Origin of the sequence: Pseudomonas sp. MWU16-30316 (assembly GCF_020515645.1) — a bacterium.
GTDB lineage: Bacteria > Pseudomonadota > Gammaproteobacteria > Pseudomonadales > Pseudomonadaceae > Aquipseudomonas > Aquipseudomonas cerasi.
The window spans coordinates 1,422,090-1,448,431 of record NZ_JAIZAZ010000001.1 but is presented as its reverse complement, the minus strand read 5'-3'; the positions used below and the strand labels follow the sequence as shown (position 1 = coordinate 1,448,431).

Sequence of the window (26,342 nt, the reverse complement as noted above, 5' to 3'; positions counted from 1 at the left end):
GTCAGCCGTAGAAAGCCGGACGCATTTCCAGTGTGACAGGGACGATCGCCCCGCTGTTCTGCGCCAGAATACAGGCATCGGCGGCCACGGCGGCTGCATAACCATCCCAGGCGGAAGGCCCGAAGATCGTCCCCGCCTTCACCCCGTCGATGAAATTCTGCAGTTCAACGTCATAGGCAGCGATGAAGCGGTCCTTCCAGTCCATAAGGATTTCGTTCGACCGCTTGGCTTCACTGCGCAGTTGTACCTGTGACGGCTCGGGCAACCTGGCGATGCCGCTCTCGCCCACCACTTCGCACTGGATGTCGTAACCGTACTGACAGTTGACGAAGACCTCAACGTCGATGCGTGTACCGCGTGCCGTTTCCAACATCACGATCTGCGGGTCTTTCATGTGTGCCAGAGCCTTGCTGGTCTTGCGCGGGAAGACTACCTGCACCGACACGTAGTCATCGTTGAGCAGCCAGCGCAGTACATTGAGTTCGTGAATCAGCGTGTCGGTGATAGCCATGTCGGTCTTGTAGTTCTCGCCCACACGCGGGTTGCGGTGCGCACAATGCAGCATCAGCGGCTCACCTATCCGGCCGCTGTCGATCACCGATTTAAGGGCGCGATAGCCCTGATCATAAGGGCGCATGAACCCCACCTGCACCAGACGCCTGCCACTGGCGATCTCGGCTTCGACAATGTGCCGGCAGCCCTCGGCAGTGACTGCCAGCGGCTTTTCGCAGAACACCGGTTTGCCCGCAGCGATGGCCGCCAGCACGAACTCTTCGTGACTGGGCCCCCAGGAGCAGACCAGAACCGCCTCGACGTCCGCCGCGGCGATCAGTGCGTGCCCGTCGGCATACACTTCGGCACCGATGTCCAGCTCGCGCACGACCTTCGCTGCCTGCTCAAGATTGATGTCGGTGACGGCCACCACCTGACTGCCGACCAGCGTCTTGCTGCAACGCCGGATATGATCCTGACCGATTGCGCCTGTGCCGATCACGCCGAGTTTCAATGCCATGTTCATGTTCCTTTTTTTATTAGGTATTCCCGGGAAGGGAGTCATGGAGTCCTAGCGAGAAAACGATCAGTACTGACGTGCCTTGGCCAGCTCGCGACTGAGTTTTTCGTACACCTGCGCTGTGGTGCCGGTGGTCGACACTTCGGCAACCCCGACACGCCACCAGGACAGGTAGTTGTGGATCATGGTCTTGGGCAGGACCTTGATGTCGATCAGGGTCGAGACTGTCTGCTGTTGCGCATCGGCCAGTGCATCGCGCAGCTGTTCGGCGGTGCTGACCTTGTAGGTCTTGCAGCCGTACGCGGCAGCGCTCATGGCGAAATCCACCGGCACAAAGTCGCCATCCAGCTTGCCGGTTTGCGGGTTACGGAAACGGAACTCGGTACCGAAGCTGTTCATGCCGTTGCCCATTTGCAGGTTGTTGATGCAGCCGAAGGTCATGTTGTCGAGCAACACCACGTTGATCTTGCGTCGCTCCTGGATCGAGGTGGCCAGCTCCGAATGGAGCATCATGTAAGAGCCATCGCCGACCAGTGCAAAGACTTCGCGGTGCGGCGCTGCGAGTTTCACGCCCAGTGCGGCGTTAACCTCATAGCCCATGCAGGAATAGCCGTATTCGACGTGATAGGTGTCGACCCCGGTGCTGCGCCAGGCGCGCTGCAGGTCACCCGGCAGGCTGCCTGCCGCCGCGACGATCACCGCGTCGTCAGGCACGTTCTGATTGAGGATGCCCAGCACGCCGCTCTGGGTCAGGCACGAGCCGGTCAGCTCGATGAATTCGCGCAACACGGCCGGGTCCAGATGATCGTTGATTTCCGGGACAAAATCCTCGCTCTGGTACTCGACCGCGTACAGGCGATCCACCTCGGCCTCCAGCTCGGCACGCGCGGTCTTTGGCGCATCGCCCCAGGCCGCACGATAGCCGCTGGCTTGAAGGCTTTCGGTCAGCGCCTGCAAAGCCACCTGTGCATCGGCTAGCAACTGCACGCCGTCCAGCTTCTGCACATCGAAAGCACCGACATTGAGGTTGAGAAACTGCACATCCGGGTTCTGGAACAGCCATTTCGACGCAGTGGTGAAGTCGCTATAGCGGGTACCGACACCAATAATCAGGTCCGCCTCTTTTGCCAGCCGATTGGCCGCCAGCGTACCGGTTTCGCCGATGCCGCCCATGTTCAACGGGTGTGCCGAAACGAGGGCACTCTTGCCGGCCTGGGTTTCGGCGAACGGGATATCGAAGCGCTCGGCAAAGGTTTGCAAGGCATCCGCCGCGCCGGAGTAACGCACCCCGCCGCCGCAGATCAGCAACGGCTTGCGCTTGCGTGCCAGCAGGTGCAACGCATCATCGAGCATGGCCTGGCTAGGTGGGCGACGGTCGATACGGTGCACACGTTTTTGCAGGAAACTGTCCGGATAATCGTAGGCCTCGGCCTGCACATCCTGAGGCAGCGCCAGCGTGACTGCGCCCGTATCGGCCGGATCGGTCAATACGCGCATGGCATTGAGCGCAGCGCTCATCAACTGCTCGGGACGGTTGATGCGATCCCAGTATTTGCTCACCGCCTTGAACGCATCGTTGGTGCTGATGCTCAGGTCGTGAAACTGCTCGATCTGCTGCAGCACCGGATCGGGCTGGCGGCTGGCATAGACGTCACCCGGCAACAGCAGCAATGGAATGCGGTTGGCCGAGGCGGTTGCGGCGGCGGTGATCATGTTCGCCGCGCCAGGCCCGACCGAAGAGCTGCACGCGTAGATTTTGCGCCGCAGGTGCTGCTTGGCAAAACCGATGGCGGCGTGGCACATGCCCTGCTCGTTACGGCCTTGATGAACCACCAGGTCGCCGCTGTCCTGTTCCAGCGCTTGCCCAAGACCCAGCACGTTGCCATGCCCGAAAATGGTGAAGATGCCAGCGACGAATTTGCTCTGCACGCCGTCGACTTCGACGTACTGGTTATCGAGAAACTTCACCAGGGCCTGGGCCATGGTCAGTCGGGTTGTACTCATGCTCACACCTTATTGTTGTTTGAGGTGGAAAGTGTTGCGATGCGTTGCCGCGAATTATTTGGCAGTCGGCATACTGAACTCGGGGCCTTTGGCGATGCTGTCCGGCCAGCGCTGCATGACGCTTTTGTAGCGGCTGTAAAAACGCAGGCCTTCTTCGCCATACGCGTGGTGATCGCCAAACAGTGAACGTTTCCAGCCACCAAACGAATGCCAGGCCATGGGCACCGGGATCGGCACGTTGATGCCGACCATGCCGACCTTGATGCTGCGAGCGAATGCGCGCGCCACGCCGCCATCGCTGGTGAAGCACGACACGCCATTGCCGAACTCATGGGCGTTGATCAGCGCCACGGCGCTGGCGAAATCCGCGACGTGCACGATACCCAGCACCGGGCCGAAGATTTCTTCCTTGTAGATCTGCATCTGCGGCGTGACGTGATCGAACAGCGTCGCGCCGACGAAAAAGCCCTGCTCGGCACCCGGCACCTTGAAGTTGCGGCCATCGACGATCAGCTTCGCGCCTTCTTTGACGCCCTGATCGATGAAGCCCTCGACCTTAGCCTTGTGCACAGCGGTGACCAGCGGCCCCATGTCCGAATCGGCCTGCATGCCGTTGCCGACCTTGAGCTGGTCGATGCGCGGCAGCAGCTTGTCGATGAGGCGCTGGCCGACATCGCCGACCACCACGGCAATCGAGATCGCCATACAGCGCTCTCCGGCCGAGCCATAAGCCGCCCCGATCAGGGCGTCGGCGGCCTGGTCCAGATCAGCATCGGGCATCACGATCATATGGTTCTTGGCGCCGCCCAGTGCTTGCACGCGCTTGCCATGGGCAGTGCCTTGCTGATGGATGTACTCGGCGATCGGGGTCGAGCCGACGAAGGAAATGGCCTCGATGTCAGGGTGTTGCAGCAACGCATCGACCGCCACCTTGTCACCCTGCACCACATTGAAGACGCCATCGGGCAGACCGGCTTCCTTGAGCAGGCGCGCCATCAGCAGGCTGGCCGACGGATCGCGCTCGGAAGGTTTGAGGATGAAGCAGTTACCGGTCACCAGCGCCATGGGAATCATCCACAAGGGCACCATGACCGGAAAGTTGAACGGCGTAACCCCGGCGCAGACGCCCAGTGGCTGACGCAGGTTCCAGTTATCGATACCACCGCCGATGTTGTCACTGAAATCGCTCTTCAGAAGACTGGGGGCACCGCAGGCAAATTCGACGATCTCGATACCGCGCACCACCTCTCCGCGCGCGTCGGACAACACTTTGCCGTGCTCGCGGCAAATGATCTGCGCCAGTTCGTCATGGTGCTGGTCCAGCAGTTCCTTGAACTTGAACATCACCCGCGCCCGGCGCAGCGAGGACTGCTCGGCCCAGGCCGGAAACGCCGCCTTGGCCGCCGCAACCGCTTCATCCACAGTCTTCACGCTGGCCAGCGCAACACGCGCCTGGACCGTGCCGATTGCCGGGTTGAAGACATCGCTGTAACGCTCACCCTCGCCATTGTTCAGGTGTCCGTTGATGTAGTGGCCGATCACCGGTGACTCGTTCATCTCATGCCTCCATAACACAAATGGGAAATCAGAGATCCAGCAGCCAGCTGTGCTGCGGATCGTTGTGGAACTGCCAGGCGCGCGTCGGGCCGGCCATTACGTTCAGGTACCAGGATTCGTAGCCGTAGGGGACGGAGACCGGGTGGTAGCCCTTGGGCACGGTCACCAGGTCATTGTTTTCCACGGCCATGGCCTGATCGATGCTGCGGTCGTCTGTATAAACCCGCTGAAAAACGAAGCCCTGCGGCGGGTTGACCTGGTGGTAATAGGTTTCTTCGAGAAAGCTCTCGTGCGGCAGGTTGTCCCGGTCGTGCTTGTGCGGCGGGTAACTGGAGGAATGCCCGGAAGGTGTACGCACCTCGACCACCAGCAGCGAATGCGCCGCTTCGCTGTCCGGCAATATGTCGCACACATAACGGGTATTGGCGCCCTTGCCGCGTACGCTGCGCTTCATGCTGCCCGGCATGATCAAGCGTGCCGGAAAATGTTTGCCGGCATCGCCCGGCGCCGTGCATACGGCAAGCTGCACCGCGCCGCGTGCGACAAACTGCGCCTGGCTATGCGGCGGCAGGTAGACCGCGAACGGTGATTTTTCTTCGAACACCGATTGGCGGTCGCCGATGTTTTCCCAGCTGAAAGCGCCCTGCCCCGGCGCTTCGCCACTGACGCTGGCGTGCCCGGTCAGCAGGACCACGCACAGCTCGTTTTCTCCTGCGCTCAGCGGCAGGCTTTCTCCGGACTCCAGGCGGTAGGCGGCGAAGTTCACGTATTCCAGCGAACCGGGGGCCAGCGCTACGACGTCGCGGCCAGTGGATTTGCTTTTGGTCAGCAGATTCATGTTGCAGTCCTCCTTATCGTGCATCGGCCAGCAGTTGGCGCAACGTGTCATAGCCCTTTTTGGCGTACACATAGCTGGGCGCTACGGCGGGGTCCTGTTCGGCCTCGACCACCAGCCAGCCGTTGTAACCGGCCTGCCGCAAGACCTTGAGCAGCGCCGAGAAGTCAATATCGCCGTCCCCCGGCACCGTGAAAGTGCCGTTGATGATGCAGTCCGGAAAGCTCCACAGGTTGTTGCGTGCCAGTTGCACCACCGGCTTGCGCACGTCCTTGAAATGCACATGGCAAATACGCTGGATGTGCTTGCTCAACACTTGAAGAGGCTCGCCACCACCCATGTAGCAATGCCCGGAATCGAACAGCAGCCCGACCTCCTCGCCGGTCAGCGCCATCAGCCGGTCGATATCCTGCGGCGACTCGACGTAAGCGCCCATGTGGTGGTGATACGCCAGGCGCACGCCTCGAGACAGGGTGAAACGTGCCAGCTCGGTCAGTTTTTCGGCGTATTCATGCCAGGCGGCATCGGTGTGAAAACGTGGACGTTCGACCAGCGGGATACGTTGCCCCTGAATCGAGTCGGCCACCTCGCCGTACACCAGCACCGAAGCGCCATTTTCGGCGAGCAGGTGCACATGCGCAGCGATGGCTTCGATTTCCTCGGCCACCGAACGCCGCGCCAGGCGGCTGGAATACCAGCCGGACACCAGCGCCAGGCCATGGGGCCGCAACACATCGCCGACGCCCTTGGCATCTTTCGGAAACTTGCCGTTGAGCTCGAAGCCCTCGTAGCCAATGGCTTTGCCTTCGCTCAGCGCCGTGCTCAGCGGGGTTTCTCCGCCGAGGGCCGGTAAATCATCGTTGCTCCAGGAGATCGGATTGATGCCGATGCGGATTCTGGGTGTGGAAGTCGAAACGGGCATGGCTGCACCTTTTTTGTTGTTATCGCGACGTTGTCGTGGCGTCGAAATCCGGAACGAATCAGGCGCGGCTTTCGCGCCAGGACTCGATCAACCAGTTGAAGGTGCTCTGCACCCGACTGATCAGCGTCGCATCGTCTATTTCTCCGGCCATCCAGGCCCGGCTTGGCTCACGGAATATTGTCCGGCCGACAGCAAAGCCCTGGCAGACGCGGCTGTGGCAAGCTTCGGCAAAGCCGGCAGCGAGCTCTTCGACAGGCGCATTGAGCCCGAGCAGTACCACGCCGCGGCAATACGGATCGCGTTGCTGGATCAGTTCGTCCAGTTGCTGCCAGACCTGCGCACTCTGCGCCTCGATCTTCCACCACGCCGGGTAGATGCCCAGGTTGTACAAGCGCTTCAGCGAGCGAAGCATCACGTCCGGGTGAGGCGACGGGTGATCCTTGGGCGGAATGATTTCCAGCAGCAACTCATGGCCGCTGACTTTCGAAGCGTCGTAGAGCGCCTTGATCTGCGCTTCCTGCTCCAGACGCAACATCGGCTCGTCATCGGGGTGATATTGCACCAGGCACTTGATGATCTGCTCTTGCGGCCAGGCGAGCAAATTGCTGCCGATGGAGCGACCGTGCTCGAAGGCCAGCGGCCTTGAGCCCTGTACTTCCACCGGACGCGCCACCCACCAGCCGCGACCGGTTGCGGCGTTGAGTGAATCCTGACCGAAGCGCTGGTCGGCAAGCAGACCGACATCGGCTTCGATGCCGCGCTTGCGCAGGTCGGCTTCGACCCGCTCGACCGCCTGCACGAACAGCTGCTTGAGCTGGCTGATGCTGCCCAGATCACGCCCGGCCTGTTGCGCCAGCTCGACCAACTGGCCGCGATGATCGAAGGCAAAGATGAACAACTGCCGCCACTGCTTGCGCGGCACGCTGACCTGATGCAGCCGTTGCAGGGCGACATCCTGATCAGGACGGGTGATGGGTTCAGGGCTGTTGAACAGGTAATCGAGTTCGGCCGGGGTCGGCATCGCGGGCGCACAGGCATGCCGCGACACCACCAGCCCGCCACAGGCATTGGCCAGCTGGCAGCAGCGTTCGTCACTGGCTTCCTTGAGCCAGCCGCTGAGAAAACCGGACATGAACGCGTCGCCCGCACCGAGCACGTTGAGTACTTCGACCTGCACGCCGGGGTAGATGGCGCCCTCTTCCAGCCGCGCAGGAATGGCCCCGTGAATCACCGTGCAGCCTTGCGGGCCGAGCTTGACCACCAGCGTTGCGGCCGTCAGTTCACGCACCTTACGCAGGGCCGCGAGCAAATCGGTCGAACCGCCGGCAATCTGGAATTCTTCTTCGGTGCCGACGATCAGGTCGAAACGCGGCAGGATGCGCTGCACATGCTGGCTGACCTTCTGATCGGCAACGAACCGGGTCTCACCATCGGCCTTGCCTGCCAGCCCCCAGAGCACCGGGCGGTAGTCGATATCCAGCACGCGCTTGACGTTGTGCTTCTCGGCATAGTCGAGCGCCTGACTGCTGGCCCTGAACACCTGATCAGTGGAGAAATGCGTGCCGGTGATCAGCAGCGCCTTGCTCGAGGCAATCTGCTGCTCGTCGATGTCCTCGGCGCGCAGGGCCATGTCAGCGCAGTTTTCACGGTAGAACACCAAGGGGAAGGTTTCACGATCCTTCAACCCCAGCAGCACCATCGCCGTCAGACGCTCGGGGTCGCGCTTGATGGCGCTGACATCACAGCCTTCGCGGGCCAGGGAATCGACCAGAAAACGGCCCATGTGGTCGTCGCCGACCCTGCTGAGCATGGCCGACCTGAGACCGAGCCTGGCCGTGCCGAAGGCGATATTGGCCGACGAGCCGCCCAGGTACTTGGCGAAACTGGAAACGTCTTCGAGTCGCGCCCCCACTTGTTGCGCATAAAGGTCGACGCCCAGGCGTCCGAGGCAAATCAGATCCAACTGACGCCCAGTGGCAAAGCGTGTCTGGCCCATGGTGGCTCCTGTTATTTTTATCAGCCTGCAGCGCCTGCATCATGTGTACACGCTGCTTTGTGAATGCAGCGTAAAACGTCAAGACACATCAATCAATATTTTTTCTATAATTATTTTTAGTGGAATATTTTTTCCATACCGCCACTCAAGTGCTGGCACACTGCGCAGGCGGGTAGGATATAGTCGTCGCTCCTGCCCCAAGGCAGCCTCCACCGTCAGGCCCACAACGGTCGTGCTGTGCGCGCCGTTGCCCTGAAGAAGAACAAGCAGAAAGGATTTGAATATGACCAGCGCCGATCAGCCCACTCTGCCCGGGACGAGCGTCGACATGCCGCCGAACAGTGCCGAAGGCTTGTTGCGGCTGATCACTGATGAATACGAGGGCCTGCCGCGTCAGCTCAAGCGGATTGCCAGCTATATGAGCCAGCAGAGCGACCGGATCATGGTTGACCGGATCAGTGACATCGCCCGCGAGTGCGAAGTCCACCCTTCGGCCATCGTGCGATTTTCCCAGCGTTTCGGGTTCAGCGGTTTCAGCGAGATGCAGGCGTTGTTTCGCGAGGCTTATACGCACAAGACCACGCCGGTGCAGAATTACCAGCAGCGTATCCGCAGCCTGATCGCCAACAAGTCACAGAAGGCCAATGCAGGCGATCTGGCACGCGAATGCGTCAGCGCCACCCTCTCCGGCCTGGAACGCCTGAGTGTCGAACTGGATGACGATGAATTCGAGAAAGCCGTGGACCTGGTGGTCAACGCCGACAACATCTATGTGGTGGGCGTGCGCCGCTCATTCGCGGTGGCTGATTATTTGGTCTACAACCTGCAACACACCAACAAGCGCATTCATCTCATCTCCGGCCTGGGGGGCAGCTATCGCGAGCAAATGCGCAGTGTGCGCGCCAATGACCTGGTGATTGCCATCAGCTTCACGCCCTATGGCAAGGAGACCCAGCACTGCCTGCGCATCGCCCAGCACCACCAGGCCAAAACGCTGATCATCACCGACAGCAACCTGTCGCCGCTGGCCAAGCGCGCCAACTCGGTGTTGCTGGTCAACGAGGGCAGCTCGTTCGCCTTCCGCTCGCTGAGCGCCACGCTATGCCTGTGCCAGGCGCTGTTCATTGCCGTGGCCTATCGCCTGGAACTCAAGGTCGATGAAATACACGAGCAGGTCGGGTTTGATGACTGAGGGCTGAGCCCTCAGGATTTGGCTTCCTCGCCCATGCGTTGCTGGTTCTTCTCGCCCATTTTCTTCGCGCGTTTTTCCAGCACCAGATACACCACCAGTGCCAGCAGCAGCGGCAGCAGGAAGTAGATCGCGCGGTAGCCGATCAGCGCTGCGAGCAGGCTGCCCTTGGAGAACTGGTGCGCCAGTAAGGTGATAAACACGGTCTCAAGCACACCGAGGCCCGCTGGAATGTGAGTGATCACACCGGCGATGCTGCTGATCAGCAACACACCGAGAATCGCCGGATAAAACGCCTTGTCCGGCAGCAGGGTGTAAATCACCGCGGCCATCAACGACCAGTTCAGAGCGCCCAGACTGGCCTGCATCAGCGCCTGCTTCATCGACGGCAGATTGAACTCCTGCTCACGGATGGTCCATGAGCGTTTTTTCGAAAACCGGCAGGCCAGCAGGTACGCAAAACACACGGCCAACAGTCCGAAGCCGATCAATTGCAGGGTTGTGGTGCCGATCGACCACTCCTTGGGCAACTCCAGAAAGCGCATCGAAAACACAAAACCGGCCAGCAGCATGTAGCCCAGCCAGTTGGTAATCAGGCTCAGGCTGAGAATCCGCGTGATGGTCGAAACATCCAGCCCCAGTCGCGAATACAAGCGGTAACGCAAGGCAATGCCGCCCACCCAGGAACTGAGGTTGAGGTTGAACGCGTAGCAGACAAACGTCACCGGCACGATCTGCTTGATCGACAATGTGTGCCGGGTGTAATAACGCGCCAACACGTCAAAGCCGCAGTAGGTCGCGTAGCTGGCAAAGGCCACAACAGCCGCGATAGCCAGGGTGCTGGCCTTGTAGGACGCCAACGCCTGTTTCACCTCTTGCCAGTCAAGCTTCTTGACCAGCATAAACAGCAGAACCGGGACGGCGATAAAGAAAAACAGATTGAACGCCCGCTTTGCCCATTTCCACTTGGTTCCCTGCGCGCTTTGCGGCGCTGCCTGCGTGGCTTGGGTCATAGGGTTTTCTCCTGGTCCATCGGATGGTTGTTCTGCTGCTGTTCGATCACTTTCGCTTCGGGCACTACATCACCGGCACGCAGGGGCTTGAGGCGCACACCGTGAACCGGGAACAAACCGGCAATGGCCGGAAAACGGCGCAGGAAAAAGAAACTCAAGACGATCATCGGCGCACGCCACCACTGGCCACGCGCCGCGCCCTTGAGGCTCATCTGCTTGCTGTGCGCAGCGGCAAGCTCCATCAGGTGGTTTTGCAGATGCTCATTGAGCCCGCGATCACGAATGAACAGATTGGCTTCCAGGTTCAGCGCGAGGCTCAGCGGGTCAAGATTGCTGGAGCCCACGGTGGACCAGTCCTGATCGATCAGCGCGACCTTGCCGTGCAGTGCACGTTGCTTGTACTCATGAATGACCACGCCGTCGCGCAGCAGATAGGTGTACGTCAACCGCGAGCAAACCCGTACGAACGGCATGTCGGGCTGACCTTGCAAAATAAGGGTGACCTTGACGCCCCGCCGTGATGCATTGCGCAGCTCACGCAGAAAGCGATAGCTGGGGTAAAAATACGCATTGGCCAAGGTGATCCGTTGCTTCGCAGCGCGAATCGCCTTCAGGTACTGCTCTTCGATATCGGTACTGTGCTCGTCATTGTCACGCTCGGCGAGCAGCATGCTGGCGTCACCGGCGCGGTCCAGCTTCAGTGCAACGGGCGGCAATTTGTCACGAACGACCTTGCTGAGCATATTCAACGCGCTGTGGTGAATATCGCCAACAATCGGGCCGCGGACCAGAACGGCATAGTCCTGTTTGGCCGTCACCCCCGTGTCAGTCATGTGATCGACGCTGTAATTGATGCCGCCGATAAAGCCCAATTCGCCGTCGATCACCACCACCTTGCGGTGCAGCCGGCGAAACAGGTTGGTGCGCATGCCCATGAACCTTGGGCGCGGATCGAACAGCTGAATCTGGATACCGGCGTCGATCATGGTTTTGACAAACGTCGAACTCAGATCCGAGGTGCCATAGTCATCCACCGTGACGACCACCTTCGCGCCATTCGCAGCGGCTTCGAGCAACGCCTGTTGCAGACCCTCGCCGATTCGGTCTTCAAAAATGATGAAGGTCTCGATCAGCACCTCTTTGCGCGCGGCACGTATGCACTCGAATACCCGGGCGTAGAAATCCTCGCCATTGATCAGCAACTCTACCGAGTTGCCGTCGCGCCACTGCCCTGTCGTATTGCTCATAAGGTCAACTCCACCGCCAGCGGTGCATGATCGGAAAGGTGGGACCACGGTCGGCTGGACAACACTTTCGGCCGGTGGGACGTTGCATTGCGCACATAGATCCGGTCCAGCCGGAGTAATGGCCAACGGGCCGGAAAGCTTTTCGCCGGTGCCCCGAAGCGCTCTACGAAAACCTCGTGCAGCCCGCTGCCCTGCAGCGACGCATCGGCGCGTTGGCGCCAGTCATTGAAGTCACCGGCAACGATCACCGGCTCGCCTTCGGGAATACGCGCCATCAGCTCGTTAAGCAGTTTGAGCTGCTGACGTCGATGGCTTTCACGCAGTCCCAGGTGCACACAGACCGCATGCACCCGGCCCGCGTGTGGCACCTCGAGAATGCAGTGCAACAAGCCGCGCTGCTCGGTGCCATGAATGGAAATGTCGAGGTTTTCATGCTGGATGATCGGGTATTTGGACAGCAACGCGTTGCCATGATCGCCATCCGGATACACCGCGTTGCGGCCGTAGGCAAAATCACTCCACATGCTGTCGGCCAGAAACTCGTACTGCGAAATCGTCGGCCAGTCCTTGACCCTGCGCGCGTGGCTCTGGTGTTCGCCGTGCACTTCCTGAAGAAACACGATATCGGCCGATACAGTGCGCACAGCTTCACGCAGCTCGGGCAGAATGAAGCGGCGATTGAAAATGCCAAAGCCCATGTGCATGTTCATGGTCAGTACATTCAATGAAACACTGGCGGACACAGGTGTCGCTGGGCCGACAGGCGGATTGGCACTGGTCAAGACTTGCTCCCGGGTGAATATTCACGGCATATGAAGCCACCCGTGAGCACAGGTTCCGTCGCGTATCTCACGTGCTGTGTATTTGCCATATGCAGTGGCGCAGAGATACACGTGAAAAAAATCAGGCCAACATGAAACGCAGGCGCCTGATAGACAGCCTAAGCTGTCTATCAGTCCTGCAAAAAAAGAGACAAGGAATCAAACCGTGGATGCATCGACTTCTCAACGCTACACCGCCCGAGCCAGATGGCTGCACTGGGCCATGGCCATTCTGATCGTGCTGGCGTACACCCTGATTCTGAGCCGCACCCAGTTCAGCAAGGGCTCGGAATACCGCTTGCTGGTCGTGCAGAGCCACTACTGGGTCGGCATTCTGATTCTGATCATGGCGTTTTTCCGTGTCGCCGAGCGTCGACGTCATCGTCCGCCCGGTATCACACCGCCGCTTGAAGGGGCGTTGCGCATCGTCGCAACCCTGACCCATTACGCGCTGTATGCGTTCCTGTTTGCCCAGCCGTTGCTGGGCCTGCTGACAGTGATGGTGGAAAAAGGCGCACTGCCCATTCCCCTCACCGATCTGCAGATTCCCTGGCCGCTGGCCACCTCGGACCACCTGGCCGAGACGTTCGAAGACGTGCACAAACTGCTGGGCTCGATCTTCTACTATGTCATCGGCCTGCATGTGATCGCCGCGCTCTGGCACCACTTGGTGCGCAAGGACAATACCCTCAAGCGCATGCTGTAACTCAGGACGCCGACAGGACCCGGGCAAGCGTGGCCTTCACCTTGCCCATCCCCTCACGCAGGGCCTGTTCGATTTCCGCCATGGTAATGACGGTCGTCGACTTGCCCGCTGCCGGATTGACCACCAGCGCCAGGCAGGCGTATTCAAGCTCCAGCTCACGAGCCAGCGCGGCCTCGGGCATGCCAGTCATGCCAACGATGTCGCAGCCATCGCGCTCCAGGCGGATGATTTCGGCAACGGTCTCCAGACGCGGTCCCTGGGTGCAGGCATAGACGCCCCGGTCGGAGAACGCGCATCCCTCGGCAGTCAATGCTGCAATCAGCCGGGCGCGCAGGGGCTCGCTGTACGGATAGCTGAAGTCGATGTGCGTGACCTCTTCCAGATCATCGGCAAAGAACGTGTGCTGGCGACCGCTGGTGTAGTCGACCAGATCATGCGGCACACAGAAATGCCCGGTGCCCATGGCCGGATGAATGCCACCGACTGCGTTGACCGCAAGAATCGCTTCGGCACCCGCCTGCTTCAGTGCCCAGATATTGGCCCGGTAGTTGACCTGATGCGGCGGCAAGCGGTGCGGGTGGCCGTGGCGCGCCAGAAACATCACCTCGCGACCGGCATAGTCGCCGATCTGGATTTCGCCGGAAGGTGCGCCATAAGGGGTGTTCATCGGCAGGGATTGCCGAATGTTCAGGCCCTCGAGCTGGGTCAGGCCGGTGCCGCCAATAATCGCGTAAACAGTCATCGCAAATCCTTAATCGATCAGTTGAGCAGCGCGCAGAGCCTGGAGCGCGGTCTGCCAGCGCGGGTGTTGCCGATAGTCGGTACTGGCCGATGCCTGACCGCGCATGCGCGCGATACGTGGCGAAGGCTTGACCTTCAGACGCTGCGCAGCACCCAGCGCAAGCTCGGCGGCCGCCCGGTCGTTGCACACCAGGCCCATGTCGCATCCGGCTGTCAGCGCCGCTTCGATACGGCTCGCCGCATCCCCGACCACATGAGCGCCGGCCATCGACAGGTCGTCACTGAAAATAACACCGTCAAATTGCAGTTCGTCGCGCAAAATGTCCTGCAACCAGCGCCTTGAAAAGCCTGCGGGCTGCGAATCGACTTTCGGGTAGATGACATGCGCCGGCATCACTGCAGCCAGTTGCTGACTCAGACGTGCAAACGGCACCAGATCACTGGCGCGGATCTCTTCGAGGCTGCGCTCGTCATTCGGAATAGCCACATGAGAATCGGCTTCAGCCCAGCCGTGGCCGGGAAAATGCTTGCCGGTGGCAGCCATGCCTGCAGCGTTCATCCCACGAATGAACGCCCCTGCCAGCAACGCCGCGCGCTGCGGATCGCCTTCGAACGAACGCGTGCCGACCACGGCGCTGCGCTGGTAGTCGAGGTCCAGCACCGGGGCGAAGCTCAGGTCCAGTCCGACCGCCAGCACTTCGGTCGCCATCAGCCAGCCGCAGTGTTCAGCCAGAAGCTCGGCATCAGGCTTGTCGGCAATGGCACGCATTGGCGGCAAGCGTACGAACCCCTCACGCAGGCGCTGCACCCTGCCGCCCTCCTGGTCGACGGCCAGCAGCAGGTCCGGGCGCACGGCCCGAATTGCGGCGCTCAACTCACGAACCTGACGGGGATGCTCGATGTTTCGGGCAAAGATGATCAAACCGCCCACTTCGGGCTGACGCAAAAACTGACGGTCTTCACTGGTCAGCCAGGTGCCGGCGACATCGACCATCAGGGAGCCTTGCAGGCCAGAACTCATAGAAAAACCCTTACACACCAGTGCTCGTTCACAATCCGGGCATGGTGCTTGATCCTGAAGCCCGACGCAATCCGACACGCCGGTGCCGCTTGATTCAGGGCAAGGGCAGAGGCTTCAGGCCTTGGCGACCGCTGGTGTGCCGGTGCTGCTCTTGGTACGCGGCCTGAGCTGCGCGGCGATCATTGCCGGGTCGCTGACGCCGGTGTCGGCGCGCATGCCGGCGGCCAGAAACGGCACCATCAGGCGCATGACCTGCTCGATGGAGGTATTGACGCCGAAATCGGTCTCGGCAATGGCGCGCAGGGCCTTGATGCCGGACATGCTGAACGCCGCAGCACCGAGCATGAAGTGCACGCGCCAGAACAGCTCGATGGGTGGAATGCGCGGTGCGGCTTCGTTGACCAGCGTCATGTAGCGACGGAACACTTTGCCATACATGTCTTCGAGGTAGCGGCGCAGGTGGCCCTGGCTCTGACTGAAGGCAAGCCCCAGCAGGCGCATGAAGATCGACAGGTCGTTACCGCTGCGTGGCTGCACCACAAGTGCCTGCTCGACGAGAATCTCCAGCAGTTCCTCAAGGCTTGGCTTGTGCTCGGGCTTTGCCTGGCGACGTTCCAGTTCGCGATCAAGACTGATGCAGAAGGGTCCCAGAAAACGCGAGAATACGGCCTGGATCAACGCCTTCTTCGAGCCGAAGTGATAGTTCACTGCTGCCAGATTGACCGACGCCTTGCTGGTGATAAGGCGCAAGGACGTTTCGGCAAAGCCTTTCTCTGCAAACAACTGCTCGGCAGCATCAAGAATGCGTTCAACGGTTTCCGACTGGGCCATGGCTCTCTGCCTAACAAACGAACGTTTGAAACATACGTATCAAACGCCTCGGTTGTCAAGCCGGGCCGTTCATTTTGTGGCCGAACAGTCACGGTAATGGATGTTAAATGACAAAACGCAGGTGTTACCGAGGTTTTGGACGAGAAGCGCTACGCGGGTTGACCACCGCCTGGCGGCGAAAATGAAATGGATGATTGCCAACGCGCCTTCACTGTATATAATCCCAGTCACTGTATAAAAAGCCAGAGCGCCCCTCATGATCAAACTGACGCCACGCCAGGCTGAAATCCTGGGTTTCATCAAACGCTGCCTGGAAGACAACGGGTTCCCGCCGACACGTGCGGAAATCGCTCAGGAGCTGGGCTTCAAATCGCCCAACGCGGCGGAAGAGCACCTCAAGGCCCTGGCCCGTAAGGGCGCCATCGAAATGACTCCGGGTGCTTCACGCGGCATTCGAATTCCCGGCTTCGAAGCGCGGCCCGATGACAGCAGCCTGCCGGTCATCGGCCGCGTCGCAGCAGGTGCACCGATCCTGGCTCAGCAACACATCGAAGAGTCCTGCAACATCAACCCGTCCTTCTTCCACCCGAGCGCCAACTACCTGTTGCGCGTTCACGGCATGAGCATGAAGGACGTCGGCATTCTGGATGGCGATCTGCTCGCCGTGCACACCACGCGCGAGGCCCGCAACGGCCAGATCGTGGTTGCCCGGATCGGCGATGAAGTGACCGTCAAGCGCTTCAAGCGCGAAGGCAGCAAGGTCTGGCTGCTGGCGGAAAACCCTGATTTCGCACCCATCGAGGTCGATCTCAAGGATCAGGAACTGGTGATCGAAGGTTTAAGCGTCGGCGTCATTCGCCGCTAAGGAGACGTTATGCAGTTCCATCAAGCACCGCATTCGCAATTGCCGCTGTTCGAGGCGTTTCTGGCCCAGCCCATCGCCCCTCTGCTCACAGATGCAGTCGAAACGCCGTGGAGCAACGACCCAGAGCCCTTCAGTGAACTGTCATTGCGTGGCGCTGCCGGGAACTGCCTCAACCTTCTTGCACCCATCCTTCGGGAATTGAGCGAGGAACTGGATGCGCGCTGGCTGACGCTGATCGCACCGCCATCCAGCCTGACCCAGACATGGCTGCGCGATGCGGGGCTCAACAGGGAGCGAATTCTTCTGCTGCAGCCACGCGGCACGCAAAGCGTACTGGAGCTGACGCGCGAAGCACTTCGACTGGGCCGTAGTCATACGGTGGTGAGCTGGATCAACCCGCTGGGCGCCATAGCGCGTCAGCAATTGATCAGTGCAGCAAAAATCGGGGAAGCACAGAGCCTGAACATCCGGCTGGGCTGAGGCCCAGTCGTCGATCAGTGCAGAACGTGAGGCACATCATCCTTTTCGATTTCGCCTTCAGCCAGGCGGCCAGCCATCTGCACACCCACACTCAACATGGCTTTGGCGACTTCGACATGCTGACCTTGCATGAACGCTTTGGCATCCGCAGAGAAATCAAGCGTTACCAGGGAACCCTCGTCATCGGCACGACGCAGCTCTATACGTCCGTCAGGTAGTTCGACAATTTCCAGGAAAGAGGTAGGCATTGGTACAGTTACTCCGCGATAAGCCGGCATTGTAACAGCCTGCCAGCCCTTACTTCATTGGTTTTCAGCATTCGCTCAGGCCTTCACGAAAACGGATGGCCAACCCTTTGAGTTGTTGACGCCAATTTTCAAGCTCTTCACGTGAGAGTTCAGACTCCGGCTCGGCATCCAGGTTCACTGCCTGTATCATCGGCTGCGTGACATCACCCTTGAGCTTTTTCGGCGCACGAGGCGGCTCATATAATGCGTTATAGGCCGACAGCAGTTGCGCAAGCCAAGTCTGGCGATTCTGGGCAAGCTCTACCAGCTCGGCCATTTCTGGGATGGCGATGGCGTCCAACACTTCCTGCGTCAACAATTCCTCCGCACGACGCGTACCGGCTTGTGGCAGACGGTAGTAGCCTGCGATCTCGTGGCACAGGCCCAGCAGCGCACCGTAGAGATGAAACAGCACGGACTCGCGCTCTGCCTGCAACAACGCAGGAGAGTTCACCGCCTGCCCCTTCTCCGCCCTGCCCAACGCCTCGAGCGAGAGCCCTGCGAAATAGATTTTCTGGTTGGTACGGGTATAGAGCTCATGGGCCATGGCGACACTCTCCACAACGATGGGATAGAGAACAGCATAGCCTGCGGCGCCTGGACAGGCCGGCGAAACAGGCTGATGCCTATCGAAAACAGCGCCCGGCTACCTTGAGCCGGGCGCTTGCGATCAACGCTTGTCTTCAACCTTCCAGGCGCTGCCGTCGTAGAACGCACGCCAGCCGGTAGGCTTGCCCTCTACTTCGGTCTGGACGTATTGCTCTTTGGTCTTGCGACTGTAGCGGATCACTGCTGGACGACCGTCCGGATCCTTCTTCGGCGCTTCGCAAAGGAAGTGATACTTGGGATCGATTTCGTCCTTGTGCGGGGCGATTTCGATGACCAGCGGTGCGCGGGTTTCGCGATTCTTCGGGAACTGGCTGGCGGCCAGGAACAGGCCCGAAGCGCCATCACGCAGTATGTAGGTATCGTCAACCTTGTCGCACTTGAGCTCCGGCATCTTCACCGGGTCCATCTTCGGCGGCGCTGCGTCACCGCTTTTCAGCAGTTTGCGGGTGTTCTTGCAGTCCGGGTTGGTGCAGCCGAAGAACTTGCCGAAACGGCCGGTCTTGAGCTGCATCTCGCTGCCACACTTGTCACATTCCAGGCTCGGACCTTCATAGCCTTTGATACGGTAAGTGCCTTCCTCGATCTCGTAACCAGTGCAATCAGGGTTGTTGCCGCAAATATGCAGCTTGTGCTTCTCGTCCAGCAGGTAGGCGTCCATCGCCGTGCTGCAGATCGGGCAGCGATGCTTGCCGCGCAGAACCCGCGATTCGGACTCACCCTCGTCATCGTCGGCAATTTCGTCGCCGGGAGTCAGATTGACGGTCGCCTTGCAGCGTTCCTTGGGTGGCAGGCTGTAGCCGGAGCAACCCAGGAAAACGCCCGTCGAGGCTGTACGGATCTGCATCGGACGGCCGCACACTTTGCACGGGATGTCGGTCATCACCGGCTGGTTGGCGCGCATGCCGCCATCAGCGGCCTCGGCCACGTCGAGCTTTTTACGGAAATCACCGTAGAACTCGTCCAGCACGTTTTTCCAGTCGCGCTCCCCCTGAGCCACGTCGTCGAGGTTTTCTTCCATCCCGGCGGTAAAGCCATAGTCCATCAGGTTAGAAAAGCTTTCGGACAGACGTCCGGTGACGATGTCGCCCATCTTTTCCGAGTAGAAGCGGCGGTTATGCAACGCCACGTAGCCACGGTCCTGGATGGTCGAGATGATCGCTGCGTAGGTCGACGGGCGACCAATGCCCCGCTTTTCCATCTCCTTGACCAGACTCGCTTCCGAGTAACGCGCAGGCGGCTTGGTGAAGTGCTGGCTTGGATCGAGCTTGTTCAGTTTCAGGGTTTCGCCCTGTGCCATGTCCGGCAAAACATCGTCATCGCCCGGCTTGGCCATCTGCGGCAGCGCACGGGTATAACCATCGAATTTCAGGATGCGGCCCTTGGCGCGCAGCTCGAAATCGCTGGCGGCGACCGTGACGGTGGTCGACAGGTATTGCGCAGGCAGCATCTGGCAGGCCACGAACTGGCGCCAGATCAACTCGTAAAGACGCTCGGCGTCACGCTCCATCCCGGTCAGTTTGCTCGGGTGAGTGTTGACGTCGGAAGGTCGAATCGCTTCGTGAGCCTCTTGCGCGCCTTCCTTGCTGCTGTAGACGTTGGGCGACTCCGGCAGGTACTTCTTGCCGAATTCGGTCTGGATGTAGTCACGCGCCATGCTGACTGCGTCAGCCGACAGGTTGGTCGAGTCGGTACGCATGTAAGTGATGTAGCCCGCTTCGTACAAGCGCTGGGCCATCATCATGGTCTTCTTTACGCCAAAGCCCAGACGGTTGCTCGCCGCCTGCTGCAGGGTCGAGGTGATGAACGGCGCCGATGGCTTGCTGCTGGTCGGCTTGTCTTCACGCTTGACGATGCTGTAGCTGGACGCCTTGAGCTTTTCAAGAGCGGCCATGGCCTGGGTTTCATTGAGCGGTTTGAACGCTTCGCCGTTTTCACGCGCTACTTCGAAACGCACGTTGGCGCCCTTGGCGGTGCCCAGATCGGCGTGGATCTCCCAGTATTCTTCAGGGTTGAACGCGCGGATTTCACGCTCGCGCTCGACCACCAGCTTCACCGCAACCGACTGCACGCGCCCGGCGGACAAGCCACGGGCAACTTTCTGCCAGAGCAGTGGGGAAACCATGTAGCCGACGACGCGGTCGAGGAAGCGACGCGCCTGCTGGGCATTGACCCGGGCAATGTCCAGTTCGCCTGGCTTGGAAAACGCCTCCTGAATGGCTTTCTTAGTGATCTCGTTGAACACCACGCGCTTGTAGCGGCTGTCATCACCACCAATGGCTTCGCGCAGGTGCCAGGCAATGGCTTCCCCTTCGCGGTCCAAGTCCGTCGCGAGATAGATGGTGTCGGCATCCTTGGCGAGCTTGCGCAGCTCTTCGATGACCTTTTCCTTGCCGGGGAGGATCTCGTACTTGGCTTTCCAGCCGTGTTCCGGATCGACTCCCATGCGCGAGACCAGCTGGCGTTGCGCCTTTTCTTTCGGCGTCAGTACCGGGCCTTCGCCCGCAGCGGCCTTGCCACGCTTGGCGGCAGGATCTTTGGCGGCACTCGCCGAACCGCTGGTGGGCAGGTCTCGGATATGGCCGATACTCGACTTCACCACGTACTGGTTGCCCAAATACTTGTTGATGGTCTTGGCCTTAGCCGGGGATTCCACGATGACCAGCGATTTGCCCATGGATCAGAAAATTCCTGAATACTAGATGAAAGACAGTGAGGAGCTTGTAAAGGCCACGCTATATATAGTGGCTACAAGGTGAGGTCAAGCACAGCCTGTTGTGCAATCGCCTCTCACGTTCGGGAAAACAGGCTGGGTTCAGCCTCAATCAGAGCAAAGCGCGGGACGTGCTCGCCGTCAACCTCGACCGACTCCAGAAACATGCTCAAGGGACGTACCCACATGCCGAAATCGCCGTACAAAGCCTGATAGAACACGACTTCCTCTTCGGTTTCGGAATGTTTTGCAACGCTGAAAACCCGGTAGTGCGGGCCCTTGTAATGGCGATAGAGCCCTGGTTGCAATTGCATGTCGCGGTCCTCTTGTAACACGTCCAGAAAATTTGCCTTAAACCATTTTTCCAAAAAACAAAAGCCGGGGCACCAAGCCCCGGCTCGCATCACACTCAGGAATCAGACGCGTTCGAAAACGGTCGCGATGCCCTGACCCAGACCAATACACATGGTCGACACACCGAAGGTGCCGCCATTTTGCTTCATGACATTGAGCAAAGTGCCGGAGATGCGTGCACCGGAACACCCGAAAGGATGCCCCAGAGCGATGGCGCCGCCGTGCAGGTTAACCTTCTCGTTCATCTTGTCGAGCACTTTCAAATCTTTCAACACCGGCAAGGCCTGTGCAGCGAAGGCTTCGTTGAGCTCGAAGAAGTCGATATCGGCAATACTCAGACCAGCGCGCTTGAGCGCTTTCTGAGTGGCTGGAACCGGACCATAACCCATGATTGCGGGGTCGACACCGGCCACCGCCATCGAACGAATCACCGCCATCGGCTGGATGCCGAGGTCCTGGGCACGCTGGGCCGACATGACAATCATGCACGACGCACCGTCGGTGATCTGTGAAGACGTACCGGCAGTCACGGTGCCACCTTTTGGATTGAAGGCAGGCTTGAGTGCCGCCAGACTTTCCAGGGTGGTGTCCGGACGAATAGTCTCATCGTAGTCGAAGACCTTGAGGAAACCGTTCTCGTCATAGCCCTGCATCGGGATGATCTCGTCCTTGAACTTGCCTTCCAGCGTTGCCTTGTGCGCCAGCTGGTGGGAACGCAGGCCGAAAGCGTCCTGCTGCTCGCGGGTGATGCCGTGCATTTTCCCGAGCATTTCAGCGGTCAGGCCCATCATGCCGGAGGCCTTGGCGGCGTGCAGGGACATGTGCGGGTTCGGGTCGACGCCATGCATCATGCTGACATGCCCCATGTGCTCGACACCGCCGATGACGAACACGTCACCGTTGTTGGTCATGATTGCCTGAGCAGCCGTGTGCAGCGCGCTCATGGACGAACCACAAAGACGGCTGACCGTCTGGGCGGCCGAGGTGTGCGGGATCTGGGTCAGCAATGACGCCATGCGCGCAATGTTCCAGCCCTGCTCCAGGGTCTGGTTGACGCAGCCCCAGATCACATCCTCGACTTCGGCCGGATCGACCTTGTTGTTGCGCTCGAGCAACTTGCTGATCAGGTGCGCGGACATATCTTCAGCGCGGGTGTTGCGGTGCATGCCGCCCTTGGAGCGGCCCATCGGGGTGCGACCGAAGTCGACAATCACGACGTCTCTTGGATTAAGGCTCATTGGTTCATTCCTCGGAAGACGCTTGACCGAAGAAGCTCTGGCCATTGGCGGCCATCTCACGCAGCTTCGCGGTCGGTTGATACAGGGCACCCAGTTCGGCGTATTGGTCAGCCAGGGCAACGAATTCGGCAACACCGATGGAATCGATGTAGCGCAGCGCGCCGCCACGGAACGGAGGGAAACCGATACCGTAGATCAGGCCCATGTCAGCCTCGGCAGCGGTTTCGACAATGCCGTCTTCCAGGCAGCGGACCGTTTCCAGGCACAGCGGGATCATCATCCAGTTGACGATGTCTTCATCGCTGACCTCGCGTTGTTCGTAGACAATCGGCTTGAGCACGTCCAGCACCGCCGGGTCATTGACCTTCTTGGGCTTGCCCTTCTTGTCGGTCTCGTACGCGTAGAAACCCTTGCCGTTCTTCTGCCCGAGGCGCTTGGCATCGTACAGAGCGTCGATCGCAGAGCGGCGATCGTCCTTCATGCGATCAGGGAAGCCTTCGGCCATGACATCACGCCCGTGGTGTCCGGTGTCGATACCGACCACGTCCATCAGATAGGCAGGACCCATCGGCCAGCCGAATTTCTCCATGACCTTGTCGATGCGCACAAAATCCACGCCTGCACTGACCAGTCTGGCGAAACCACCGAAATACGGGAACAGTACACGATTGACGAGGAAGCCCGGGCAATCGTTGACCACGATCGGGTTCTTGCCCATTTTCTTGGCGTAGGCAACGGTCGTGGCGACCGCTTCTTCACTGGATTTCTCGCCACGGATCACTTCCACCAGCGGCATCATGTGCACAGGGTTGAAGAAGTGCATGCCGACGAAGTTTTCCGGGCGCTTGAGGGCCTGGGCCAGCAGGCTGATCGAGATGGTCGAGGTGTTGGACGCCAGAATGGTGTTTTCACCCACATTGGCTTCGACTTCGGCCAGTACCGCCTGCTTGACCTTGGGATTCTCGACGACTGCTTCGACGACCAGATCGACGTTACCGAAATCGCCGTAGGACAGCGTAGGACGAATGGCGTTAAGCGCTTCGGCCATCTTCGCAGCGGTCAGACGACCTTTCTCCAGACGACCGCCAAGCAGTTTGGACGCTTCGTTCAGACCCAGTTGAATGGCTTCTTCGCGAATATCCTTCATCAGGATCGGCGTGCCTTTGACTGCCGACTGATAGGCAATACCGCCGCCCATGATCCCGGCGCCCAGTACGGCAGCCTGTTTCACGTCCTTGGCGATTTTGTCGTAACCCTTGGCTTTCTTTTTCAGCTCCTGATCGTTCAGGAACAGGCCGATCAGGCTCTGCGCAGCAGCAGTCTTGGCCATTTTCACGAAACCGGCAGCTTCGATCTCCAGCGCCTTGTCACGACCGAAGTTGGCGGCTTTCTGGATGGTCTTGATGGCTTCTACCGGGGCCGGATAGTTCGGGCCGGCCTGACCTGCGACAAAGCCTTTTGCGGTTTCGAATGCCATCATCTGCTCGATGGCATTGAGCTTGAGCTTGTCCAGCTTCGGCTGACGCTTGGCCTTGTAATCGAACTCGCCGGAAATGGCGCGCTGGATCAAATCAAGGGCAGCAGCCTGCAGCTTGTCTGGCGCAACCACCGCGTCCACGGCACCAACCTTGAGCGCATCTTCTGCGGCGTTTTCCTTGCCCGAGGCGATCCACTCGATCGCGTTGTCAGCGCCGATAATGCGTGGCAGACGCACGGTGCCGCCAAAACCCGGGTACAGGCCGAGCTTGACCTCGGGCAGACCGACGCGAGCGCTGCTGGAGATGACTCGATAATCTGCGGCCAGGCACATTTCCAGACCGCCGCCCAGCGCAATACCGTTGATTGCGACGACAGTCGGCACGTTCAGGTCTTCGAAATCACTGAAAATCCTGTTCGCTTCCAGATTGCCAGCGACCAGTTCAGCTTCCGGCAACTTGAAGTTGTCGACGAATTCGGTGATATCGGCGCCGACAATGAATGAATCTTTGCCACTGGTGACGATCACGCCCTTGACCGATGCGTCGGCCTTGAGCGCGTCGACTGCCTGGCGGAACTCATTGAGGGTGAGACGGTTGAACTTGTTGACGGACTCACCCTTGAGGTCGAAATTCAATTCGACGATGCCACTTTCAAGAGCCTTAACCGTGATGGCTTTACCTTCGTAAATCATCAACTGATCTCCACAATATGGAAGCTGAACAATACCCGCCGGACCTCAATGTCCGACGGGGCTACGACGTCGCCGTCGATGAACACGCCAAATCACACGCTTACCGCCGCGACGTGGTAGTCGGGATTCTGTGAGAGCCCTCTGACGACCAAACGCTCATTTCATACGCCCGTTTGATTTGGGTACGCACACCATCAGGCATAACCACAAGATTGTCAATTCGACAAAACGCCTGAAAATTCGCGTTTTAACAGGAACATGCCGAGGCCCCATAATGCCCGCTGCAACCTAAGATCTTCCATCATTCGCGGTAATGATAGTGCTCACTTGAATGCCCTGCAGTTGCTGGACGCGGAGCGCGGTAATAAGCCGCCACGCCAGGGACGACGGGCCTCTGCATGACAATAATCGCGATGCGTGACAATCGATAAGCGCGGGGAAAATCAGCCAGGAACGCACCGCACGAGGGCACATGCAAAAAATATTTGCAGGAATCGCGACAAAAAGGAGCAAAAGGTCTAGAGTCGCAGCACTGCGCCACAAGAGGCTCGCAATGCAGCTGATTTGCGGGTGCGCAACAGCGAAAGCCGACATGGCAGCGAAAGCCTGTCGGCACGCGACGAATTATCGGCCTGCCTGGCCAACCCCGGCCCGATGTTGTTATCGGGCTTTTTAATGCCTGCGATTCAGGGTCAGGCCAGCGCCCTGAGCACCGCATCAATACGCTGTAACACTTCTGCCTCGCCCCGCTCGGCCCAGTACACCGCAATCAGTTGCCCATCAGCCTCGACCTTGTAGGCATCCACGGGCAACGTTTGCAGGTGGGGCAGCAGCCTCGCGTCCTCGCAAGGCTCGCGCCAGCGGTTAAGCCATACGCCCGGTTCGCTTTGCCAGTACACCCAGGTATCTGCATGCGAGCCCAGACGCGGACGATGGTACTGCGCGCAAGGGCTGGGCGGCTCTTTGCTCAGCCAGTGCGGCCACTCCTGCGGGGTCAGTTGCATACCCATGCCCAGCCGCCGCGCCTGCATGCGCAACGCCATCCTGCCGCTTTGCTGGCGCGAGGGACGTAACCACACCAGCGGACTCAGCATTACACCAATGATTGACAGGACTATCCAGACCGTCATATTTCTTGCCCCCAGCCGATTTCAGGCTCTTTACAACATTCTTGAAAACAATGACTTGCACGGGGGCCTGCCCAGATGCGAACGAAAGAGCCATACTCCCATCATTGCAATTCTCCCGGAGGACACCCTCATGCCATACAAACACGTTCTGGTTGCCATCGACCTCACCGATGAGTGTGAATCGGTCATCCACCGCGCCAGCATGCTGGCAAAAGACAGCGGCGCGAAGCTGTCGATCGTGCACATCGTCGAACCCATGGCAATGGCCTTTGGCGGTGATGTACCCATGGACCTGTCGCAGTTGCAGCAGCAGCAATTCGACCAGGCCAAGGAAAAACTCAAGAAAGTACAGGACTCGCTCAAGCTAAGATTCCCGCTGCTCAACGAAGGCGAAAGCCATCTTGTGTATGGCCAGCCGCGTCAGGAAATCCATCAACTGGCCAAGAACAAGGGTTGCGACGTAATCGTTGTCGGCAGCCACGGCCGCCATGGCCTGGCCCTGCTGCTAGGCTCGACCACCAACGACGTCGTGCATGGCGCGCCCTGTGACGTACTGGCCGTACGCCTCAACAAACAGGAAGACAAGAAGCCTGAATAATCCCGG

General features: G+C 59.6%; 24 protein-coding genes. 5 read left to right on the top strand and 19 right to left on the bottom strand.

The features are described from left to right. Position 1 precedes the first annotated feature (1 nt). From LCH65_RS06690 to iolC, 6 genes are all read right to left on the bottom strand, one after another. Entirely contained in the window at positions 2 to 1,012 is a 1,011-nt protein-coding gene (locus tag LCH65_RS06690; RefSeq protein ID WP_226439242.1) for a Gfo/Idh/MocA family oxidoreductase, read from the bottom strand. Between the two features lie 66 nt (positions 1,013 to 1,078). After that, positions 1,079 to 3,016 (bottom strand): 3D-(3,5/4)-trihydroxycyclohexane-1,2-dione acylhydrolase (decyclizing), encoded by a 1,938-nt coding sequence (gene iolD / locus LCH65_RS06685; protein WP_060707991.1) that lies wholly within the window; start codon positions 3,014 to 3,016, stop codon positions 1,079 to 1,081. A 54-nt stretch (positions 3,017 to 3,070) separates the two neighbouring features. After that, complete coding sequence (locus LCH65_RS06680) at positions 3,071 to 4,573, bottom strand: CoA-acylating methylmalonate-semialdehyde dehydrogenase (protein ID WP_003436387.1); 1,503 nt, start codon at positions 4,571 to 4,573, stop codon at positions 3,071 to 3,073. A gap of 28 nt (positions 4,574 to 4,601) precedes the next feature. Then, complete coding sequence (iolB, locus tag LCH65_RS06675; protein WP_003436377.1) at positions 4,602 to 5,411, bottom strand: 5-deoxy-glucuronate isomerase; 810 nt, start codon at positions 5,409 to 5,411, stop codon at positions 4,602 to 4,604. Between the two features lie 13 nt (positions 5,412 to 5,424). After that, positions 5,425 to 6,330, bottom strand: a complete 906-nt coding sequence (gene iolE / locus LCH65_RS06670; protein WP_003436374.1) for a myo-inosose-2 dehydratase — start codon at positions 6,328 to 6,330, stop codon at positions 5,425 to 5,427. A gap of 58 nt (positions 6,331 to 6,388) precedes the next feature. Then, a complete protein-coding gene (gene iolC, locus LCH65_RS06665; RefSeq protein ID WP_058416956.1) occupies positions 6,389 to 8,326 on the bottom strand; it encodes a 5-dehydro-2-deoxygluconokinase in 1,938 nt (645 codons plus the stop codon). A gap of 283 nt (positions 8,327 to 8,609) precedes the next feature. On the opposite strand from iolC, the gene LCH65_RS06660 reads away from it, so the two are divergent. Beyond that, positions 8,610 to 9,518, top strand: a complete 909-nt coding sequence (locus LCH65_RS06660) for a MurR/RpiR family transcriptional regulator (protein ID WP_003315787.1) — start codon at positions 8,610 to 8,612, stop codon at positions 9,516 to 9,518. 11 nt (positions 9,519 to 9,529) lie between these two features. Here the strand turns inward: LCH65_RS06660 and LCH65_RS06655 are convergent, their stop codons facing one another. Genes LCH65_RS06655 through LCH65_RS06645 form a run of 3 tightly spaced genes read right to left on the bottom strand, consistent with a single transcriptional unit; the run spans position 9,530 to position 12,557 of the window. Next, positions 9,530 to 10,528, bottom strand: a complete 999-nt coding sequence (locus tag LCH65_RS06655) for a lysylphosphatidylglycerol synthase domain-containing protein (protein WP_226439241.1) — start codon at positions 10,526 to 10,528, stop codon at positions 9,530 to 9,532. Continuing rightward, positions 10,525 to 11,775, bottom strand: a complete 1,251-nt coding sequence (clsB, locus tag LCH65_RS06650; protein ID WP_044308554.1) for a cardiolipin synthase ClsB — start codon at positions 11,773 to 11,775, stop codon at positions 10,525 to 10,527. The genes LCH65_RS06655 and clsB overlap by 4 nt, the downstream gene beginning before the upstream one ends. Next, the gene (locus tag LCH65_RS06645; RefSeq protein ID WP_003370515.1) at positions 11,772 to 12,557 is read right to left on the bottom strand and encodes an endonuclease/exonuclease/phosphatase family protein; all 786 of its coding nucleotides are present in this window, start codon (positions 12,555 to 12,557) and stop codon (positions 11,772 to 11,774) included. Before LCH65_RS06645 ends, clsB begins: the two co-directional genes overlap by 4 nt. A 205-nt stretch (positions 12,558 to 12,762) precedes the next feature. Here LCH65_RS06645 and LCH65_RS06640 point away from each other — a divergent pair, with 205 nt between their 5' ends. Then, entirely contained in the window at positions 12,763 to 13,302 is a 540-nt protein-coding gene (locus tag LCH65_RS06640) for a cytochrome b (RefSeq protein ID WP_003370513.1), read from the top strand. Position 13,303: 1 nt separating this feature from the next. Here the strand turns inward: LCH65_RS06640 and LCH65_RS06635 are convergent, their stop codons facing one another. The 3 genes from LCH65_RS06635 to psrA all read right to left on the bottom strand — a co-directional run bounded on the left by LCH65_RS06635 (position 13,304) and on the right by psrA (position 15,895). Further along, positions 13,304 to 14,044, bottom strand: coding sequence for an S-methyl-5'-thioinosine phosphorylase (locus LCH65_RS06635; RefSeq protein ID WP_003436361.1), 741 nt, complete (start codon positions 14,042 to 14,044; stop codon positions 13,304 to 13,306). Positions 14,045 to 14,053: 9 nt separating this feature from the next. Next, a complete protein-coding gene (gene nagZ / locus LCH65_RS06630) occupies positions 14,054 to 15,052 on the bottom strand; it encodes a beta-N-acetylhexosaminidase (protein ID WP_170846041.1) in 999 nt (332 codons plus the stop codon). A gap of 126 nt (positions 15,053 to 15,178) precedes the next feature. Continuing rightward, positions 15,179 to 15,895: a transcriptional regulator PsrA gene (gene psrA, locus LCH65_RS06625; protein WP_003370508.1), complete on the bottom strand. Its 717-nt coding sequence runs from the start codon at positions 15,893 to 15,895 to the stop codon at positions 15,179 to 15,181. Between the two features lie 256 nt (positions 15,896 to 16,151). On the opposite strand from psrA, the gene lexA reads away from it, so the two are divergent. Further along, positions 16,152 to 16,760 carry a transcriptional repressor LexA gene (gene lexA, locus LCH65_RS06620; protein WP_003315796.1) on the top strand — a complete coding sequence of 203 codons (609 nt, stop codon included), beginning with the start codon at positions 16,152 to 16,154 and terminating at the stop codon, positions 16,758 to 16,760. Between the two features lie 9 nt (positions 16,761 to 16,769). Then, positions 16,770 to 17,240, top strand: a complete 471-nt coding sequence (gene sulA, locus LCH65_RS06615) for an SOS-induced cell division inhibitor SulA (protein WP_054081620.1) — start codon at positions 16,770 to 16,772, stop codon at positions 17,238 to 17,240. Positions 17,241 to 17,254: 14 nt separating this feature from the next. On the opposite strand, the gene LCH65_RS06610 is transcribed toward sulA, so the two are convergent. From LCH65_RS06610 to LCH65_RS06580, 7 genes are all read right to left on the bottom strand, one after another. Next, positions 17,255 to 17,488, bottom strand: coding sequence for a hypothetical protein (locus LCH65_RS06610; RefSeq protein WP_003315798.1), 234 nt, complete (start codon positions 17,486 to 17,488; stop codon positions 17,255 to 17,257). 64 nt (positions 17,489 to 17,552) lie between these two features. Further along, positions 17,553 to 18,074: a DUF6586 family protein gene (locus tag LCH65_RS06605; RefSeq protein ID WP_003436354.1), complete on the bottom strand. Its 522-nt coding sequence runs from the start codon at positions 18,072 to 18,074 to the stop codon at positions 17,553 to 17,555. Positions 18,075 to 18,197: 123 nt separating this feature from the next. Beyond that, positions 18,198 to 20,810 (bottom strand): type I DNA topoisomerase, encoded by a 2,613-nt coding sequence (gene topA / locus LCH65_RS06600; protein ID WP_003436352.1) that lies wholly within the window; start codon positions 20,808 to 20,810, stop codon positions 18,198 to 18,200. A gap of 113 nt (positions 20,811 to 20,923) precedes the next feature. Next, positions 20,924 to 21,160 carry a DUF1653 domain-containing protein gene (locus LCH65_RS06595; protein WP_003370499.1) on the bottom strand — a complete coding sequence of 79 codons (237 nt, stop codon included), beginning with the start codon at positions 21,158 to 21,160 and terminating at the stop codon, positions 20,924 to 20,926. A gap of 102 nt (positions 21,161 to 21,262) precedes the next feature. Beyond that, entirely contained in the window at positions 21,263 to 22,438 is a 1,176-nt protein-coding gene (fadA, locus tag LCH65_RS06590) for an acetyl-CoA C-acyltransferase FadA (RefSeq protein WP_003370497.1), read from the bottom strand. 4 nt (positions 22,439 to 22,442) lie between these two features. Beyond that, on the bottom strand, positions 22,443 to 24,608 hold the full coding sequence (gene fadB, locus LCH65_RS06585) for a fatty acid oxidation complex subunit alpha FadB (protein ID WP_226439240.1): 2,166 nt from the start codon (positions 24,606 to 24,608) through the stop codon (positions 22,443 to 22,445). A 692-nt stretch (positions 24,609 to 25,300) separates the two neighbouring features. Further along, complete coding sequence (locus LCH65_RS06580) at positions 25,301 to 25,738, bottom strand: hypothetical protein (protein ID WP_032609932.1); 438 nt, start codon at positions 25,736 to 25,738, stop codon at positions 25,301 to 25,303. Between the two features lie 130 nt (positions 25,739 to 25,868). Here LCH65_RS06580 and LCH65_RS06575 point away from each other — a divergent pair, with 130 nt between their 5' ends. Beyond that, positions 25,869 to 26,336, top strand: a complete 468-nt coding sequence (locus LCH65_RS06575) for a universal stress protein (protein ID WP_003370492.1) — start codon at positions 25,869 to 25,871, stop codon at positions 26,334 to 26,336. Positions 26,337 to 26,342 lie beyond the last annotated feature (6 nt).

Coding starts and splice junctions, on each gene's coding strand:
- LCH65_RS06635 (WP_003436361.1), bottom strand. CDS start 14,044: ATGACTGTTTACGCGATTATTGGCGGCACCGGCCTGACCCAGCTCGAG.
- iolC (WP_058416956.1), bottom strand. CDS start 8,326: ATGGGCCAGACACGCTTTGCCACTGGGCGTCAGTTGGATCTGATTTGC.
- psrA (WP_003370508.1), bottom strand. CDS start 15,895: ATGGCCCAGTCGGAAACCGTTGAACGCATTCTTGATGCTGCCGAGCAG.
- lexA (WP_003315796.1), top strand. CDS start 16,152: ATGATCAAACTGACGCCACGCCAGGCTGAAATCCTGGGTTTCATCAAA.
- LCH65_RS06655 (WP_226439241.1), bottom strand. CDS start 10,528: ATGACCCAAGCCACGCAGGCAGCGCCGCAAAGCGCGCAGGGAACCAAG.
- iolE (WP_003436374.1), bottom strand. CDS start 6,330: ATGCCCGTTTCGACTTCCACACCCAGAATCCGCATCGGCATCAATCCG.
- sulA (WP_054081620.1), top strand. CDS start 16,770: ATGCAGTTCCATCAAGCACCGCATTCGCAATTGCCGCTGTTCGAGGCG.
- LCH65_RS06605 (WP_003436354.1), bottom strand. CDS start 18,074: ATGGCCCATGAGCTCTATACCCGTACCAACCAGAAAATCTATTTCGCA.
- fadA (WP_003370497.1), bottom strand. CDS start 22,438: ATGAGCCTTAATCCAAGAGACGTCGTGATTGTCGACTTCGGTCGCACC.
- iolB (WP_003436377.1), bottom strand. CDS start 5,411: ATGAATCTGCTGACCAAAAGCAAATCCACTGGCCGCGACGTCGTAGCG.
- LCH65_RS06680 (WP_003436387.1), bottom strand. CDS start 4,573: ATGAACGAGTCACCGGTGATCGGCCACTACATCAACGGACACCTGAAC.
- fadB (WP_226439240.1), bottom strand. CDS start 24,608: ATGATTTACGAAGGTAAAGCCATCACGGTTAAGGCTCTTGAAAGTGGC.
- iolD (WP_060707991.1), bottom strand. CDS start 3,016: ATGAGTACAACCCGACTGACCATGGCCCAGGCCCTGGTGAAGTTTCTC.
- LCH65_RS06595 (WP_003370499.1), bottom strand. CDS start 21,160: ATGCAATTGCAACCAGGGCTCTATCGCCATTACAAGGGCCCGCACTAC.
- LCH65_RS06580 (WP_032609932.1), bottom strand. CDS start 25,738: ATGACGGTCTGGATAGTCCTGTCAATCATTGGTGTAATGCTGAGTCCG.
- LCH65_RS06690 (WP_226439242.1), bottom strand. CDS start 1,012: ATGGCATTGAAACTCGGCGTGATCGGCACAGGCGCAATCGGTCAGGAT.
- LCH65_RS06660 (WP_003315787.1), top strand. CDS start 8,610: ATGACCAGCGCCGATCAGCCCACTCTGCCCGGGACGAGCGTCGACATG.
- LCH65_RS06575 (WP_003370492.1), top strand. CDS start 25,869: ATGCCATACAAACACGTTCTGGTTGCCATCGACCTCACCGATGAGTGT.
- topA (WP_003436352.1), bottom strand. CDS start 20,810: ATGGGCAAATCGCTGGTCATCGTGGAATCCCCGGCTAAGGCCAAGACC.
- clsB (WP_044308554.1), bottom strand. CDS start 11,775: ATGAGCAATACGACAGGGCAGTGGCGCGACGGCAACTCGGTAGAGTTG.
- LCH65_RS06610 (WP_003315798.1), bottom strand. CDS start 17,488: ATGCCTACCTCTTTCCTGGAAATTGTCGAACTACCTGACGGACGTATA.